13 protein-coding genes are annotated in these 16,933 nt (G+C 39.9%); 3 read left to right on the top strand and 10 right to left on the bottom strand.

Annotated elements, in window-relative coordinates; translation table 11 throughout:
- Positions 1-111: 111 nt before the first annotated feature.
- Positions 112-2,151 carry an oligopeptidase A gene (gene prlC / locus H5115_RS05655; protein ID WP_182754109.1) on the bottom strand — a complete coding sequence of 680 codons (2,040 nt, stop codon included), beginning with the start codon at positions 2,149-2,151 and terminating at the stop codon, positions 112-114.
- 86 nt (positions 2,152-2,237) lie between these two features.
- A complete protein-coding gene (locus H5115_RS05650) occupies positions 2,238-2,912 on the bottom strand; it encodes a DUF2461 domain-containing protein (protein WP_182754107.1) in 675 nt (224 codons plus the stop codon).
- 78 nt (positions 2,913-2,990) lie between these two features.
- Here H5115_RS05650 and gorA point away from each other — a divergent pair, with 78 nt between their 5' ends.
- The 3 genes from gorA (at position 2,991) to H5115_RS05635 (ending at position 6,193) form a co-directional block, all read left to right on the top strand.
- Positions 2,991-4,352 carry a glutathione-disulfide reductase gene (gene gorA, locus H5115_RS05645; RefSeq protein WP_039485720.1) on the top strand — a complete coding sequence of 454 codons (1,362 nt, stop codon included), beginning with the start codon at positions 2,991-2,993 and terminating at the stop codon, positions 4,350-4,352.
- A gap of 264 nt (positions 4,353-4,616) precedes the next feature.
- On the top strand, positions 4,617-5,249 hold the full coding sequence (locus H5115_RS05640) for a hypothetical protein (protein ID WP_182754105.1): 633 nt from the start codon (positions 4,617-4,619) through the stop codon (positions 5,247-5,249).
- 107 nt (positions 5,250-5,356) lie between these two features.
- Complete coding sequence (locus H5115_RS05635; RefSeq protein WP_182671027.1) at positions 5,357-6,193, top strand: mechanosensitive ion channel family protein; 837 nt, start codon at positions 5,357-5,359, stop codon at positions 6,191-6,193.
- A 153-nt stretch (positions 6,194-6,346) separates the two neighbouring features.
- Here H5115_RS05635 and tldD read toward each other — a convergent pair whose 3' ends face one another.
- The 8 genes from tldD to H5115_RS05595 are packed head-to-tail and all read right to left on the bottom strand — an operon-like array spanning position 6,347 to position 16,876.
- Positions 6,347-7,786, bottom strand: a complete 1,440-nt coding sequence (tldD, locus tag H5115_RS05630) for a metalloprotease TldD (RefSeq protein WP_182754103.1) — start codon at positions 7,784-7,786, stop codon at positions 6,347-6,349.
- Positions 7,783-8,622, bottom strand: coding sequence for a carbon-nitrogen hydrolase family protein (locus H5115_RS05625; RefSeq protein ID WP_182754101.1), 840 nt, complete (start codon positions 8,620-8,622; stop codon positions 7,783-7,785). Before H5115_RS05625 ends, tldD begins: the two co-directional genes overlap by 4 nt.
- The gene (locus tag H5115_RS05620; RefSeq protein ID WP_182754099.1) at positions 8,619-12,476 is read right to left on the bottom strand and encodes a YhdP family protein; all 3,858 of its coding nucleotides are present in this window, start codon (positions 12,474-12,476) and stop codon (positions 8,619-8,621) included. Before H5115_RS05620 ends, H5115_RS05625 begins: the two co-directional genes overlap by 4 nt.
- Positions 12,476-13,948 carry a ribonuclease G gene (gene rng / locus H5115_RS05615; protein ID WP_182754097.1) on the bottom strand — a complete coding sequence of 491 codons (1,473 nt, stop codon included), beginning with the start codon at positions 13,946-13,948 and terminating at the stop codon, positions 12,476-12,478. The genes H5115_RS05620 and rng overlap by 1 nt, the downstream gene beginning before the upstream one ends.
- 1 nt (position 13,949) lies before the next feature.
- Positions 13,950-14,519, bottom strand: a complete 570-nt coding sequence (locus H5115_RS05610; RefSeq protein ID WP_002958404.1) for a nucleoside triphosphate pyrophosphatase — start codon at positions 14,517-14,519, stop codon at positions 13,950-13,952.
- Positions 14,519-14,998, bottom strand: coding sequence for a rod shape-determining protein MreD (gene mreD, locus H5115_RS05605; protein ID WP_002958403.1), 480 nt, complete (start codon positions 14,996-14,998; stop codon positions 14,519-14,521). Before mreD ends, H5115_RS05610 begins: the two co-directional genes overlap by 1 nt.
- Positions 14,991-15,833, bottom strand: coding sequence for a rod shape-determining protein MreC (gene mreC, locus H5115_RS05600; RefSeq protein WP_173400216.1), 843 nt, complete (start codon positions 15,831-15,833; stop codon positions 14,991-14,993). The genes mreD and mreC overlap by 8 nt, the downstream gene beginning before the upstream one ends.
- Complete coding sequence (locus H5115_RS05595; protein ID WP_002958401.1) at positions 15,833-16,876, bottom strand: rod shape-determining protein; 1,044 nt, start codon at positions 16,874-16,876, stop codon at positions 15,833-15,835. The genes mreC and H5115_RS05595 overlap by 1 nt, the downstream gene beginning before the upstream one ends.
- Between the last annotated feature and the right edge of the window lie 57 nt (positions 16,877-16,933).

The following is a 16,933-nucleotide window of genomic DNA, read 5'->3' as shown; positions in this document are numbered from 1 at the left end:
AAGCATAGTACGGTAGGATGAAATTACTAAAAATTATTAGATAATAATTTACAAACAATAAAAAAGCGCCATTTAGGCGCTTTAATTTGGTTTGTGCTAAATATTAGCTTTTTAAGCTGCAATACCGCTGTGGCGTAATAACGCGTCAACGTTAGGCTCACGACCACGGAACTTTTTAAATAATTCCATTGGCTCTTCACTGCCGCCTTTTTCTAAAATATTTTGCATGAAGGATTGACCGGTTTGCGGGTTAAAAATACCTTCTTCTTCAAATTTAGAATAAGCATCAGCAGAGAGAACTTCAGCCCATTTATATGAGTAATAACCAGCGCTGTAACCGCCTGCAAAAATGTGGCTAAAGCCATGCTGAAAACGGTTAAATTCAGGTGGATTAACGACTGAGGTGCGGCTGCGCACGTCGTTTAGTACGGCTTGAATTTGACACTCTTCACCCGCTTTATAATCATTGTGGATTTTAAAGTCGAATAACGAGAACTCAATTTGACGTAGCATTTGCATGCCTGAGTTATAGTTTTTAGCCGCTAGTAGCTTATCAAGTAGCTCTTTAGGTAACGGCTCGCCCGTTTCATAATGGCCTGAAATAAAGCTCAATGCTTCTTCTTCATAACACCAGTTTTCTAAAAACTGACTAGGAAGCTCTACCGCATCCCACGCTACACCATTAATACCCGCAACAGGAGCAGCATCAACTTGTGTAAGCATATGGTGAATACCATGACCAAACTCGTGGAATAAGGTTGTCACCTCGTCATGAGTAAATAATGCAGGTTTATCGCCAACCGCTTTATTAAAATTACACACTAAATAAGCCACTGGAGTTTGTAGTTCGCCGTTAGCACGTACTTTACGACCCATACAGTCGTCCATCCACGCCCCGCCGCGTTTACGGTCGCGTGCATATAAATCGAGATAAAAACGTCCGCGTAGAGTATTGCTACTATCTACAATTTCAAAAAAACGTACATCTTTGTGATAAGTATCAAAGTCAGTAACTTCTTTTACGTTGATACCAAATAAGCGGTTAACGGTTTCGAATAAGCCACTTAATACTTTATTTGCTGGGAAGTAAGGACGTAGTACTTCATCTGAAATAGCGTACTTTTCTTGCTTAAGTTTTTCGCTGTAGTAACCAAAATCCCATGCCTGTAATTCAGAAATACCGTGTTTTTGCTCAGCATACGCTTTTAGCTCGGCCACTTCTTGCTCTGCTTGTGGTTTTGATTTAGCCGCTAGGTCTTCTAAAAACGAGAATACTTGCGCCGGTGTTTCGGCCATTTTAGTTGCCAGTGATTTTTCAGCGTAGCTGTTAAATCCTAGTAACTGTGCAAGTTCATGGCGAAGCGCAAGCTCCTCGCTCATAATACCAGAGTTATCAAATTCACCAGCGTTAGGGCCCTGATCTGACGCGCGCGTAGAAAACGCGGTGTAAGTTTCTCTGCGGAGTTCGCGGTTATCTGCATAAGTCATAATTGGTAAATACGATGGGAAATCAAGGGTAAATACCCAACCGTCTAACTCTTTACTTTTTGCCGTATCGGCTGCAAGTGCAAGAGCCGATTCTGGCAAGCCAGCTAAGTCGCTTTTATCAGTAATATGTTTGTGCCAAGCAAGTGTGGCATCCATTACGTTGTTGCCAAATTTTGAGGCAAGTTCTGATAAACGCGCGCTAATTTCGCCGTAGCGTTTTTGCTGCTTCGGTGCTAATGCAATACCCGATAATTTAAAGTCACGAAGCGCATTAGTAATTGTTTTTTGCTGTGCTGTAGTCAGCGTTTTAAATTCGTCGCTGTTATAAAGCGTATTATACGCGTTGTATAAACCTTGGTGTTGACCTACGAATGTTGAATATTCAGATATTAACGGTAAGCACTGCTCGTAAGCTTCACGTAATTCGTCGTTATTCATTACTGAATTTAAATGCGATACAGGGGAGAACATACGCGATAATTTGTCGTCCGCTTCTTCAAGGGGTAATACTAAGTCATCCCACGTGTACGAGCCTTTCGCTAGCACGTCATCAATGGCTTTACGACAAAGCTCAATACCGTCTTTTAGTGCTGGTACTATGTACTCAGGCTTTATTTTTGAAAATGGTGGTAAGCCTTCAAGGCCAATTAGTGGGTTGCTCATAAATACTCTCTTTGCGTTAATGCATTACGTTTTAAATTGGGTCTAAAAGTAAAAAAACAACTCAGCCGCTTCTAAGTTGTTTAATTTTAATAAGGTTGCTCTAAAGCAAAACACAAATAACCCATTAATGAGTCGGCCACTTTATAACGTTCTAACACCGTATCAACTAAATTATTGCTACATACTTGTTTTTGAGTAAGCGAGCTAATGGCTATAAAGTCTTTTCGCTTGAGCTCATCTATTAAGGGATGCTCTTTTTCAAAACCCCTTGGTGGGCGTTTTAGCGACTCTCCTGACATTTCAAAAATAGATTTAAATTGCTCATCATAAATTGCTTTTTTATAGCTATTTGGGTTTTCGTCTATGCAGGTTCTAATTGCATTAAGCGCCTTTGATTCTGGTCGCCAAATACCAGCACCTACAAAACATTCGTCATTTGCTAAGTGAAAATAAAAACCAGGGGCGTGTACGTCTTTTCCCATAAAATGGCGAAATTGAATCCCTACATTAATTTTATATGGGGTTTTATCTTTACTAAAACGCGCGTCTTTATGGATTCTCATTAAACTACCGCCGACTTTTTTATCTGATGCGACAAAATGGCTAGAAACCTCAGCAAGTGGTGCTTGCATTTGCCTAATGAAATCTAAAGCGGGCTCTCTTACGTATTCCTCATACTGTGATTTATGGTCGTTAAACCAGTCTCTATTATTGTTTTGATCAAGCTGAGCAAGAAATTCGAATGTTTTTTTACTAAACATAGGTCACCTAAACACTCTTTATTTTTAAAACTTAATGTTATGCTAATGCGCATAAAACTCAACGCCTAAGGACATAAAATGACACAACACTTTGATTATATTGCAATCGGTGGTGGCAGTGGTGGTATTGCCTCTGCAAATAGAGCGGCAATGCGTGGCGCTAAAGTAGCACTTATAGAAGCAAAACACATGGGCGGCACGTGTGTAAACGTGGGCTGCGTACCTAAAAAAGTAATGTGGCACGGTGCTCAGGTTGCTGAAGCAATTAATTTATATGCCCCAGATTACGGCTTTAATGTTGAAGTTAAAGGCTTTGATTGGAGCAAGTTAGTAGAAAGCCGTGAAGCCTACATAGGTCGAATTCATAAAGGTTACGACAGTGGCCTTGCTAGCAATGGCGTTACTGTAATTAAAGGCTTTGCTAAATTTGTAGATAATAAAACAGTTGAAGTAAACGGCGAGCACTACACAGCCGATCATATATTAATTGCAGTAGGTGGACGCCCAAGCATTCCGCATATTGAAGGTGCTGAACACGGTATCGATTCAAATGGCTTTTTTGAATTAAAAGAGCAACCTAAACGCGTTGCAGTAATAGGCGCAGGCTACATAGCCGTTGAGCTTGCTGGTGTATTACATGGTTTAGGTACTGAAACACATTTATTTGTTCGTAAGCATTCTCCACTTCGTAACTTTGACCCATACATAGTTGAAACACTTGTTGATGTTATGGCTGCTGAAGGCCCTACTCTTCATACAGAATCTGTACCTCATAAATTAGTTAAAGAAGATGATGGCTCTGTAACGCTACATTTAGATAATGGCAAAACTCATAACGTTGACCAAGTAATTTGGGCCATTGGCCGCCAGCCAACAACAGATGCAATTAATGTTGCCGCTGCCGGCGTAGAAGTTAACAGCGATGGTTTTGTTAAAGTTGATGAGTTTCAAAATACCACAGCTAAAAATGTATACGCGGTTGGCGATATTATCGAAAACGGTATTGAACTTACGCCTGTAGCAGTGAAAGCAGGGCGTACTTTATCAGAGCGTTTATTTAATAAAGAACTACCTGATGATTTAAAAATGGATTACAGCCTAGTTCCTACTGTTGTATTTAGTCACCCACCAATTGGTACTATTGGCCTTACTGAACAAGAAGCTATTTCTCAATATGGCGAAGAAAACGTTAAGATTTACCAATCTGGCTTTACGGCTATGTACACAGCGGTAACTAAACATCGCCAGCCTTGTAAAATGAAGCTTGTATGTGCCGGCCCAGACGAAAAAGTAGTTGGCCTACATGGTATTGGTTTTGCGGTTGATGAAATGATTCAAGGTTTTGCAGTTGCCATGAAAATGGGCGCTACTAAAGCTGATTTTGATGCCGTTGTTGCGATTCACCCAACAGGTTCTGAAGAGTTTGTTACTATGCGCTAGGCGCTAAACTCTAAGCGCTCAATTATAAAAAGCCCTTGTTAAGTAATTAGTAAGGGCTTTTTAATGCTTGTTATATTTTGCACAATAAACCACTTAAAACGTCACATTAAAAACATCCATTCAACATTAAAAAAACAACTAAGCCATTATTTTAACAGCAAAAATTTTAGACCGAAAAAAAGGTTAAAAGTTTAAATTTTGTTTTGGCTTTAAAGCATTTTAACGATTAGAATCCCGCGCATTTATAGTTTCTCTTGGTTAGTTATGTTTTTACTGCGATCTTTTATTTATTTATTATGCCTAGCGGGTGTTGCTCATTTAATTCAACTTGAAGGGTTTGAATTAAAACAGGATGCACTTTACAGTGAAGAAACTCTTACCGAACATATGCAAGATGTTTTAACTTTTTTAAGCTGTATTTTATTTTTTTACGCTTCGCGAATTAACTTTCAACTCAAAATACCGGCTGTATTACTAGCTGCGTTATCGGCAATGATGTTTGTGAGAGAGTTTGATACCTACCTCGACTTATACTTTTTTGATGGCGCTTGGCAAAGTATCGTCTATTCAATTTTAGCTGGCGTGTTTGTTTATTTAATAACAAACAGAGGAAGTATTTTTAACGCTTTAAAAGCCTATAGCTTCACTCCTAGTTATGGAATTTGCTTATCAGGCATGGTTACTTTACTCGCATTTTCGCGAATGATGGGCAAAGGCGCATTTTGGCATTCAGTAATGGGTAATGACTATGTACGTGCGGTAAAAAACATTGTTGAAGAAGGTATAGAAACGCTTGGCTATACTTTGATTTTTATTTCAGCCATTGAGCTTGTACTCATATGCCGAAAAAGAATGGCTAAAAATCACAAGCATTGCACTGATCAAGTAACTCAATAACGTAGCTACATTTTTTATTGGTTACTTTTTTACACTAAATTTGCTAATTGGTTTAATAAATCAATATACTGAGCCTGTTTTTATCAACTCACATTTAATTGGATACCATGACTAAAGATATATTGCTGCATCCGTTTCTTCTTTCAATTGTAATGATCACAATTGCATTTGTACTAAAAGTGCTTGTTGATAAGCTTGCTAAAAGTCGCGCAGAAAAAAAAGAAAAAGACATCCGTTACATCGCACACAATATTAAGCACTTTGTTAATTTTGTAATGATGATATCGCTGCTATTTGTGTGGTCTACTGAAATTCAAAACTTTGCACTTTCTATTGCTGCTTTTGCCGTGGCGATTGTACTTGCAACGCGTGAGTTTATTCAGTGTGTAATAGGCTTTTTTTACCTCGTAACAACTCGCCCGTTTAGAGTGGGTGATTGGATACAAGTAGGTGATTACTTTGGTGAAGTAGCTGAAACGGATTGGATAAAAACAACCATGCATGAAATTGATATACATACTTATCAATTTTCTAGAAAAACCATATACATACCTAATAATAAGCTGATTACCAGCTCTATTAAAAACTTAAACTTTGTAAAACGCTTTGTTACACATCATTTTATTATTGTCCGAAGAGAGAGCTTTAACCCGTACCCTATTCACGACACACTTACTGAGCAAGCTAAGCTATACTGCGAAGAGTTTCAAGAAGTAGCAAGCCGTTATAATTCGATGATTGAGCGTAAACTTGATGCAAAAATATCTGGCCCAGAACCAGTAATTCACTTTGGTACAACCGATTTAGGTGAATTTAAAGCAAGCTTTACCTTGTTTTGCCCGACAGAAAAAGCGCTTGAGATAGAGCACAAATTAACAGAGTGCTTTTTTGCGTTATGGTACAAAGAGGCTGAAAAAAATAAAGAAGGTGAAGGAGAGGCATAAACCTCGCCTACACAAAGTAAAAATACAAATCGTAGGTGCGAATTTATTTCGCGCTCTATTTCTGAGCCTATATTTAAAAAGCGAGGTATAAAACCTCACCTACAATAAACATCAAGCACGTAGGTGCGAATTCACTTCGCGCTTGAGTAATATTTAAGCTGTACCACCGACCGTTAACTGATCAATTTTAAGGCTTGGTTGGCCTACGCCTACCGGTACGCTTTGACCATTTTTACCACAAACACCAACACCTTTATCAAGTGCTAAGTCGTTACCAACCATAGATATTTGCTGCATTACTTCTGGTCCATTACCAATAAGCGTTGCGCCTTTAATTGGTTGGGTAATTTTACCGTTTTCGATTAAATACGCTTCTGATGCGCTAAATACAAACTTACCTGAGGTTATATCAACTTGCCCGCCGCCAAAGTTAGGCGCGAATACCCCTTTTTTAACACTACTGATAATATCGGCTTGGCTGTGCTCACCACCTAACATGTAGGTATTAGTCATGCGAGGCATTGGTAAATGTGCGTAAGACTCACGACGTGCGTTTCCGGTAGGATTTACACCCATTAAACGCGCGTTTAGCTTATCTTGCATATAGCCTTTTAAAATACCGTTTTCGATAAGTACGTTGTAAGCGGCTGGTGTGCCTTCATCATCAACATTAAGTGACCCACGGCGATCAGCCATGGTGCCATCATCAACAACAGTACACAGCTCAGATGCTACTTTTTGGCCCACTTTACCACTAAACGCAGACGCGCCTTTGCGGTTAAAGTCGCCTTCAAGTCCGTGCCCTACCGCTTCGTGTAAAAGCACGCCAGGCCAACCATTACCAAGTACCACTTCCATCGTGCCTGCAGGTGCATCAATAGCCTCAAGATTTACTTTAGCTTGGCGTACCGCTTCTTCTGCAAATTCCATCCAACGTGGTTTACCATCAACAAGCTCTTTAAAGTAACCATAATCTAAACGTGCACCACCACCTGCGCCACCGCGTTCACGGCGACCATTTTTTTCAAGCAGTACTGAGCAGTTTAAACGAATAAGCGGGCGAATATCGGTGGCAAACGTACCATCACTTGCTGCGATTAATACTTCTTCGTAAACCGCTGACATTGAACTAATTACTTGCTCTGCATCGGGTGCTAGCTCACGAATATAGTTTTCAAGTTCGCGTAATAAGCTCACCTTGTCGGTATCACTCATACTCGAAATTGGCTGGTGCGGTGCAAACTGCTCTTTAGCTTTAACATCACTAAATACTTTAATCGCTCTATCTTCGCCAGCATCTGCGATACTACGAGCCGCTGTAGCCGCTTTATTAAGTGCTTCAAGATTTATTGCATCAGAGTAAGAAAAACCTGTTTTTTCGCCGCTTACAGCACGTACACCAACGCCACGTTCAACGTTATAAGAGCCTTCTTTAACTAAGCCGTCTTCAAGCACCCATGATTCGTGGTGGCTTGATTGAAAATATAAATCGGCGTAATCCACTTTATGCTGATGTATGTAAGCGAGCGTTTTTTCGAGCTCTTCTCTATTTAGCTGGCTGTCTTGTAGTAAATGCTCTTCAACCGAATTCATAATAAATGCTCTCTAAATCGTTGATGAGATTGCACGGGCATATCTCGTCTAATTTTTTGTAATTGGTCTAAATCTGCGTTGCAGCTTATAAAACCGGTGCCTGTTGGCAATTCACTCAGGGTATTGCCCCAAGGCGAAATAATAATACTGTGGCCATATGTTTGTCGGCCATTTTCATGTGTACCGTACTGAGCTGCTGCAACTACATAACATTGTGTTTCTATTGCGCGAGCTGCTAATAGTGGTTGCCAATGCGCTTGCCCTGTGACGACTGTAAAAGCACTGGGTACTAAAATAATATCGGCGCCTTGGCGTACTAGTTCGTTAAATAAGCCACTAAAGCGCAGATCATAACATACTGTTAAACCAATTTTACCAAAGGGAGAATCAACAACCACTACATCGCGACCTGCTTGGGTAAAATCTGACTCTCGATAGCTACCTGTTTTATCATCTACGGTTACATCAAATAAATGTATTTTGTTATACGTTGCAACCAGCTCGCCTTGATTATTATATAAGTGCGATGCTGCGTAATACTTATGTTCGTTAAATGGCTCAGGCATTGTGCCTGCATTTAACCAAATATTATGGTGTTGGCACAATTCACTAAGTTGTAATTTGTATTGCTCAACTTGCTTAGCAACACGTAACGTATCGTTACCAGTTTTACTAAACACTAAAAAAGCCTCAGGCAAGCAAACAAGTAATGGCCTTGTGGCTGGCAGAGTTTTAAGTGCGCGCTTTAAGCTTGCTATATTGTCATCAGGGTTTAGCCCTGAACACATTTGTAGGGCAACTATTGTGGGTGTGCTTATGCTTGCTGTTTTGTTCATTGCGTTACTGTTACTTGTGCATCTTTAAGTTTTAAATCGACTGATGCTTGTGGCTGATTTTGCGCAGCTTGAGGTAGTGTAACTTCACGACTTTTTCTGTCTAGTTCTTGAACAATAGGATCGTTCATTTTACCCGTTACTTTAAAATTGATCTCTGAGATGACGCGCGCAGAATGAATAACTTTATCAAGTGCAAGCGCTGCAAGCCCTGTTACTGGATTAACCATCCATGCCACTATAACCGGAATGCTTGAGGTTACTTGTGGCGCTACAGCAAGGTCGTAATCTATATCTAGCGTATTTAAATTTGCGTAGCCTTTAATAGTTAAATCGGCAGGCACACCATCCATTTTAGTATCTTTAGTGTAAGCGATACCGTTTTCTAACTGCATAGAGCCTTGCATGCTGTTATAAAAAAAGCCCTTTGAAAATACATCTCTAAAATCAAGTTTCAGTTTGCGTACGAGTGAATCAAGGCTCAACAGCGAAAATACGCGTGCACCACCATCACTTATTTCAGTTAAGTGACCTTCCCCTAAATCCCAAGTAACCTCACCACTTAAAGTTTTCACATCAAAATCATAAGGTGCTGCTTGCCAAGTAAGATCATAATTTAGATCAGCTTTAGAATCTTTAATTGCAGAGGTAATATCAAACTCGCCAAACAATGCGCCTATATCATCACTTTTAAGCTCACCACTTAGCGTTGTTAAACCATTTTGCCACTGCCCTTTAGTGCGCAGTACATGATCTCCTTTATCGATTACAAGTTCTGATATCGATAAGCGCTCGCCATCACCTAATAATGACGCACTCACTTTATCAAGCTGGTAGCGATCAATTTTGCAGTCACTACATTCAAACTCAATGGCAGGTATTTTAGTAAGCCAGCTCAAGTCTTCCTCAGGAAGTACATCTGTTATTTCAATTAATTGCTCGCTAGGCTGTGCAAAATTAAGCCTTAAGTAATCGGCATTAATTCGTATAGGCTGGCTAGGCTGTGATGTAGGAATAAAAACCCCAGCTCTAAGTTCTTTAGCATTTAGCTTTAGGTATAAATCGTCTTTTGATGGTGCTAAACGCATTTCAAAATCATTAAAGATGATGTTACTCGCATCAAGCATACCTATATTTGCGACCACCTCATTAAGCGGTGGCATAATCCCTTTTGATTTTTTATCTGGGTTTGATTTACCTGCTTTAATTATTTGATCTATCAGATCAAACCAAGGCACTAATTCACTCTGCTCAAGATTTATATTTACGCTTAAGTCTTTTTGGTTTAATCCTAAGTCTTGTTTTCCGAGCACAAAATGGACATTACTAAACTGTGATTTTCCATTTTCTAAAATAGCATTAAAGTAAAACTGTTGATTAGCGTTTGCTGTAATGAGATTAGAAATATCATCACCTTGAACTACTGCATCAAGCGCCCACATTTGTTCGCTATTTTTATTATAAGGTGCGGGTAAGTTACTCGTTAAGCCAAGTAGTTCTGAGTTTACCTGTGCACGGTAATTAAAGCCTTGTTCGGTAAAATTAAGTACTAAACCAATATCAACATCGCTTTGCCCGCTTAAATAATTTTTTAATATACCTTGTCCACTGTCAATTAATGTATCGGCGTCAATTTTAGCGTTTATATCTATGTTTGCTTGGTAATTTTTAGCATCACTTTTGCTGCTGTAATTAATATTTAGCGACATGCCCAACCACTTCGCAGTCGCATTTTTAAGTGTGATGTTGTCGTTTTTAAAATTAAGCTCGCCAGTTAAGTTTTTAAGCTCAATACCTGGCGTTGCTATAAATACTGGCAAGTCATTTAAATTAACTTTGCCGCTAACACTGGCTCCGCCTTTAAACTTAGAGCCTACTAAAAGCTCAATACTGGCATCGGCTTCGCCTTTGCCCTGTACAACTTTAAAAATTTCAGCAAGAGGTTTGGCAATAGGTGTCGCTGCAAAAAAGTCATGTAACTTTTCCATCTCTGCTTTTTTATCAATTTGCACAATAAGTTCATCAGCATTCATTAAATCTGCAATGCTCACCTGTACACTATTACCAATATCTAAATTAACCAACTTGCCTTGCTGGCTATATATGTCCATCCGCTCATTAGCAAAATGTAGCTGTACATCAGCATTAGTGACCGCAGGCCAACTAGGGTCAAACTCATAGGTTGCATTGTCTATTTGTGCTAATACATCAAACTGACCACTACCATCAGTAAATGGGAAACCAGACAAGGGCCCTGCAAATAAGACCTGTGCTTTAGATACTTCTCCGCCTTTAATTGCACCATTTAAATAGCTAACAAGTTCAGGGCTCATCGCTTTTAATGGGAAGTAATGGCCTGCAATATTGGCATCTGGAGCGAATGCTTCTGCGTAAAGATCTAATCGAGGATCATCTGTTAGACTAATTTGTAATTCTGCAGCAAGAGTAACTTCATCATTATCAAACCAGATATTGTCACTACTTATATGCCAGCCATCATCTCGCTTAGCTAAATCTAGCTCTACATTTAGCTGATTATAATTTATGTCGTTACTAAAGCTTTCGCCTGTAACTAATGTGCCATTTTCACCAAATAAATTTATTCGACCACTACTTTGGGTAAGTAAACCATTTACTCTAAGTCCTTGCGCTGCTGGTACAGATCTTAATTCTTGCCAGCCAATATTGTTAGCCTCAAACCATAATTGCCATTGCTGTGCATTAGAAAAACTTAAATAAGCTTGATCTATTTGCCCACTAGGTTGGCGTTCTAAAAATGGTTCAAGTGCATTAAAATTACTTAGCCCGGCTAGGTTACTCAGTAATTCAAAATCAACTTGATGCAGCCACACTTTATTTTGCAGCCCTAGTTGGGCTTCAAACTCTAAACTTGGCCATGCTTTATCGTTACTATTAAATGTTAAACCGGTGCTTTTTAAGTGCCAGCTATTTTGTTCTGGATATAGATGGAATCCACCTTCACTCAAACTAACTTGGTGGCTTTGCTCTTCTCGCTGCCAGCGTACAAAGCTTGGTAACCACTGCATTTTCACATCGCTTACAAAACCTTTATCTAGTTTTAGCCATGCTTGTAAATTAATATCGCTATGCAGTTGTTGTTTTTGCGTATTTATATATTGCGCTAACCAGTTAGATACATCGACCTTATTAGCCTGCACATAAATGTCGCCCGCAACCTGCTCTAGAGTATCCCCGGTAAGTGCTATGCGCGCGTCAAAGTCTCCGACCGAAATACCCGGCAGTGCCAGGCTTCCACTACCAAGGTGCTGCTCATCTTCATTTTGCCAAACAATGTTTTGAAGTAGTAATTTACGTTCTTTACCATCTTCTAAAATAAAGTTAATACTGGAATTTTCTATTGCAAAATGACCCGTTTTACCCAAAAACAGTTCTTCAATTAGCTCTTTTTGCTCAAAAGAAACTTCGTCGTTGTCACCGGTTTTAAATAAGTTGGTGATATTTACACTGGTATGAAAACCATTAATAACAAAATAATTAGATCTAAGTTGCAGTGCTTTTAAGCTTTCCCATAGGTTTAGCTCTAAGCTGGTTTTAGCAATGGTGAGTGATATTGGTGCGGTTTCGTTATCTTTAAACGATAAATTTTCTAGCACTAATGCAGGACCACTGCCCTGCCAACTAGCTGATATTTCGCCGATAGATAAGCTTATTTCAAACTTTTCGTGTAAATAGCTTTCTATGTCACCTTTGTATTCGTTTGCATACGGGAGGGTATATTTTAAAATTGAAACAATAACGGCCAGTAATACCAAAATTATGGCGCAGGTCTGCCATAACTTTCTAAAACAAAAAAAACAGACCGCTTTTGCTTTCATTACATCATTACCACATCAAACTGTTCTTGGCTGTATAAGCTCTCTGTTTGAATATTGACTTGCTTACCAATAAATAGTTCAAGCTCAGCAAGGTTATGATACTCATCGTTTAGTAGGGCCTCACTTACAGCAGGCGCTGCATACACCATAAACTTGTCCGCTGCGTATGCTCGGTTAACACGCACTATTTCACGTAGTATTTCGTAGCAAACCGTTTCAACTGTTTTTTGTGAACCACGACCGGAACATGCAGGGCATACATCACATAAAATATGCTCTAAGCTTTCGCGTGTCCGTTTACGCGTCATTTCAACAAGACCAAGCGCTGAAAGCCCATTAATATTTATTTTAGTGCGATCTTTTGCAAGGGCTGATTCAAGTGAATGTAATACTCGGCGCTTATGATCCTCACTTACCATATCGATAAAGTCGATAATGATAATACCGCCTAAGTTACGCAACCTAAGCTGGCGGGCAATTGCAGAAGTTGCTTCTACGTTGGTATTAAAAATTGTTTCTTCTAAATTACGATGCCCTACAAATGCACCAGTATTAACATCAACAGTCGTCATTGCTTCTGTTTGGTCAATAATTATATAACCACCCGATTTTAGCGTAACTTTACGATGTAGTGCTTTTTGAATTTCGTTTTCAACATCAAACAAATCAAATATAGGTCGCTCGCCTGGGTAGTATTCAAGTACTTGAGAAAGCTGTGGAACAAACTCTTCAGTAAATAACTTTAGTTCTTCATAGCTGAGTTTAGAGTCAACGCGAATGCGCTCCATATCTTCGCCTACGTAGTCACGCAGGGTTCTAAAGGCAAGCGTTAAATCTTCGTGTAGGATACTGGCTTTACTCGTTTTTCTACGACGTGATGTTATTTTTTCCCATAATTTTCTTAAAAAGCCGGCATCGTGTCGTAATTCAGCTTCGCTAGCGCCTTCGGCTGCTGTACGTACAATAAAGCTGCCATTTTCATCGCCATATTCTGCGACTATTTTTTTAAGACGTGAGCGCTCTTCTTCAGTTTCTATACGCTGACTAACCCCTACATGGGTCGCATCAGGCATAAACACTAAATAGCGAGAAGGGATAGTTATATCAGTGGTGAGCCTTGCGCCTTTAGTGCCTAGCGGATCTTTTACCACTTGCACCATAATGTATTGGCCTTGACGAACTAACTCTCTAATATCTTGTACTTTTTTTATTGGTACGTCGTCTACGCCTTCAACAATAGAAGCACTATTTACAATATCGGATGCATGCAAAAATGCAGCCTTTTCAAGGCCGATATCAACAAAAGCAGCCTGCATCCCCGGAAGTACACGGCTTATTTTTCCTAAGTAAATATTGCCTACAATACCTAGATTACCGATTCGCTCTAGCTGTATTTCTTGCAGTACACCGTTTTCTATTAGGGCAACGCGACTTTCGCTCGGTGTGACATTGATCAGTAATTCTGTACTCATGTTACCTTCTTAAGAATGTTTTTAATAATTGTTCGGTTTCATATAAAGGTAAGCCTACAACAGAAAAATAGCTACCCGCAATGTGAGTTACAAAGCGGCCGCCTAAACCTTGGATACCGTAGCCACCGGCTTTATCTTGTGGCTCACCTGACTCCCAATAAGCATTAATTTCTTCATCTGTTAAGGTTTTAAAAGTAACATCTGTGCTTACAACACAGCTAAGCACATCATTTTGCGTCGCAAATGCAACTGCGGTAAGAACTTGATGCGTGTTACCCGATAGGCGTTTTAACGTGTGTGTAAAATCGTTTTTATCGCGAGGTTTACCCAATGACTCGTTATCTATAACAACCACGGTATCACTACCAAGTACAGGGCGATCGGTATATCCAAGCTCTACACCGCTTTGGGCTTTCAAGCGCGCTAAACGCTCAACAAGTGCTCTAGGTTGCTCGTTTGGAAGTGGGCTTTCATCTGCATCGACACTAAACTGTGTAAATTCGACACCTAATTGGCTTAATAACTCTTTACGACGGGGAGAGGCTGATGCCAAATATACTGCGGTAGTCATTACCTGATCCTAAAATGTCTGCGATATTTACGAAGTAGTAAAAAGACCCAAAACCAGCTAACCATTCCGGTTGCCACTGGCCATAAGTACTGTGGATTAAAATAAACCCCTAACAAAAAGTGATTTAGCCAAAACTGCATTAAGTGATACAGCGTTAAAAATAAACCAATTAGTAGGCTTTGTTGCCAAAGCGAAAAGTTACGAATTTTTTGAAAGTTGCTCGCGGTTACAAAAATACATACCGAGAATGTAAGCGAGTTCACGCCCAGCGGTGAGCCAGACGCTAAATCGATTAATAAACCAACAACCCAAGCAGTACCAATATTTAAACGATGCGGTACTGCTAGCGACCAATACATAAGTACAAGTAAAACCCAGTCAGGTCTAAATGGCTCAAACGAAAATGGAAGTGGCATTAGTGCCATTATTAACGCAAAAAAGATGCTTAGCGCAATTAACAATGAATAACGGTTAATCATCGCTGATTTGCTCCTGTTGATTACGCCATAAAATAACCAGTAAGCGAATGCGATCTAATTGCGCAATAGGTTCTGCAAAAACTTGTGCAAACGGTCGCCCTTCATCACGATTTATTTCAGTTACTACTGCCACCGGGTATCCTTCAGGGAATGTGCCCCCTAAACCCGATGTAACAAGTACATCGCCAATTCGCACATCTAAACTGTGTGGAACGTGAGAGAGCTTAACGACGTTAATTTTACCTATGCCTTCAACAACCGTTCGTACATCGTTACGAAGTATACGCACAGGTGTGGCATGTGTGGTGTCGGTCATTAGTAGCACGCGTGAAGTTGTTGAACCAACCTTTGTAAGCTGCCCTACTACACCCATTTCATCAATTACAGCTTGGCCTTCACTAAGCCCGTCAGTAGTACCACGGTTAATAACAACCTGATGACTATACGGGTTTGAATGTACAGAAAGTACTTGAGCAATAATTTTACGATTTGATTGCTTTGCAGATGAGCCTAATAAGGCGCGCAATTTTTGATTTTCTCTGGCTAGAAATTGATACTGCTGAAGTTGCTCGCTTTGTAGCATTTGCTTTTTTTTCAGCGCTTCGTTTTCAGTAAGAAGTTGATCCCGCGTATGCAGGCTTTTAGCACTTAAGCTAAATAATTCGTAGGGTAAATTAGCAACATAGATTAGTGGGCTAACTAGAGTATTAAGGCTGGTACGAACAACGGTACCACCTTGCGTATATCTGTCTCCAACTATGAGTACGATACTCAAAAGCACTGCGACAAAAAGTCGCAGTTGCAAAGAGACTGTGCGTCCAAACATTAATTTCATTAGTCGTAGCTAAAAACGTCACCACCATGAACATCGATCATTTCTAATGCTTTACCACCACCACGCGCAACACACGTAAGTGGATCATCAGCTACAACAACCGGAATACCCGTTTCTTCCATTAATAAACGGTCTAAATCTTTTAACAATGCACCACCGCCAGTAAGTACCATGCCGTGCGCAGATATATCTGATGCCAGCTCTGGTGGTGATTGCTCAAGTGCAACCATTACTGCACTCACAATACCCATTAACGGCTCTTGTAGAGCTTCTAGGATTTCGTGTGAGTTAAGCGTGAATGAACGCGGAACACCTTCGGCAAGGTTACGACCGCGCACTTCAATTTCGATTGGCTCATCAGTTTTGAACGCAGAGCCAATTTGATGTTTAATATTTTCAGCTGTCGCTTCACCAATTAAGCTACCAAAGTTACGGCGTACATAATTAATAATAGCTTCGTCAAACTTATCACCACCAATACGAACAGATGATGAGTAAACAACACCGTTAAGTGAAATAATAGCCACTTCAGTTGTACCACCACCAATATCAACAACCATAGAACCTGTTGCTTCTGATACTGGTAAACCTGCGCCAATAGCTGCTGCCATTGGTTCTTCAATTAAGTATACTTCACGAGCACCAGCACCCATTGCAGATTCACGTATTGCACGTTTTTCTACTTGAGTAGCACCACACGGTACACAAATTAGTACACGCGGGCTTGGGCGCATAAAGTTATTGTTATGCACTTGCTTGATGAAGTGTTGTAACATTTTTTCAGTTACATAAAAATCAGCAATTACACCGTCTTTCATTGGACGGATTGCTTTAATATTTCCCGGTGTACGACCTAGCATTTGTTTTGCTTCTGTACCTACAGATGCAACACTTTTAGGTCCACCAGCGCGTTCTTGGCGAATAGCAACAACAGAAGGTTCGTTTAATACTATACCTTCTTCTTTTACATAAATTAGGGTATTGGCTGTACCCAAGTCGATCGATAGATCGTTAGAAAAAATACCACGGAGTTTTTTAAACATGAGGCTGGATGACCTTTGAAATACGTTCTTATATTAGCTGCCTCACTTTAACATGCT

This window comes from Pseudoalteromonas sp. SR44-2, from assembly GCF_014163745.1.
Taxonomy (GTDB): domain Bacteria; phylum Pseudomonadota; class Gammaproteobacteria; order Enterobacterales; family Alteromonadaceae; genus Pseudoalteromonas; species Pseudoalteromonas distincta.
This window is presented reverse-complemented; position numbering and strand designations above follow the sequence as displayed.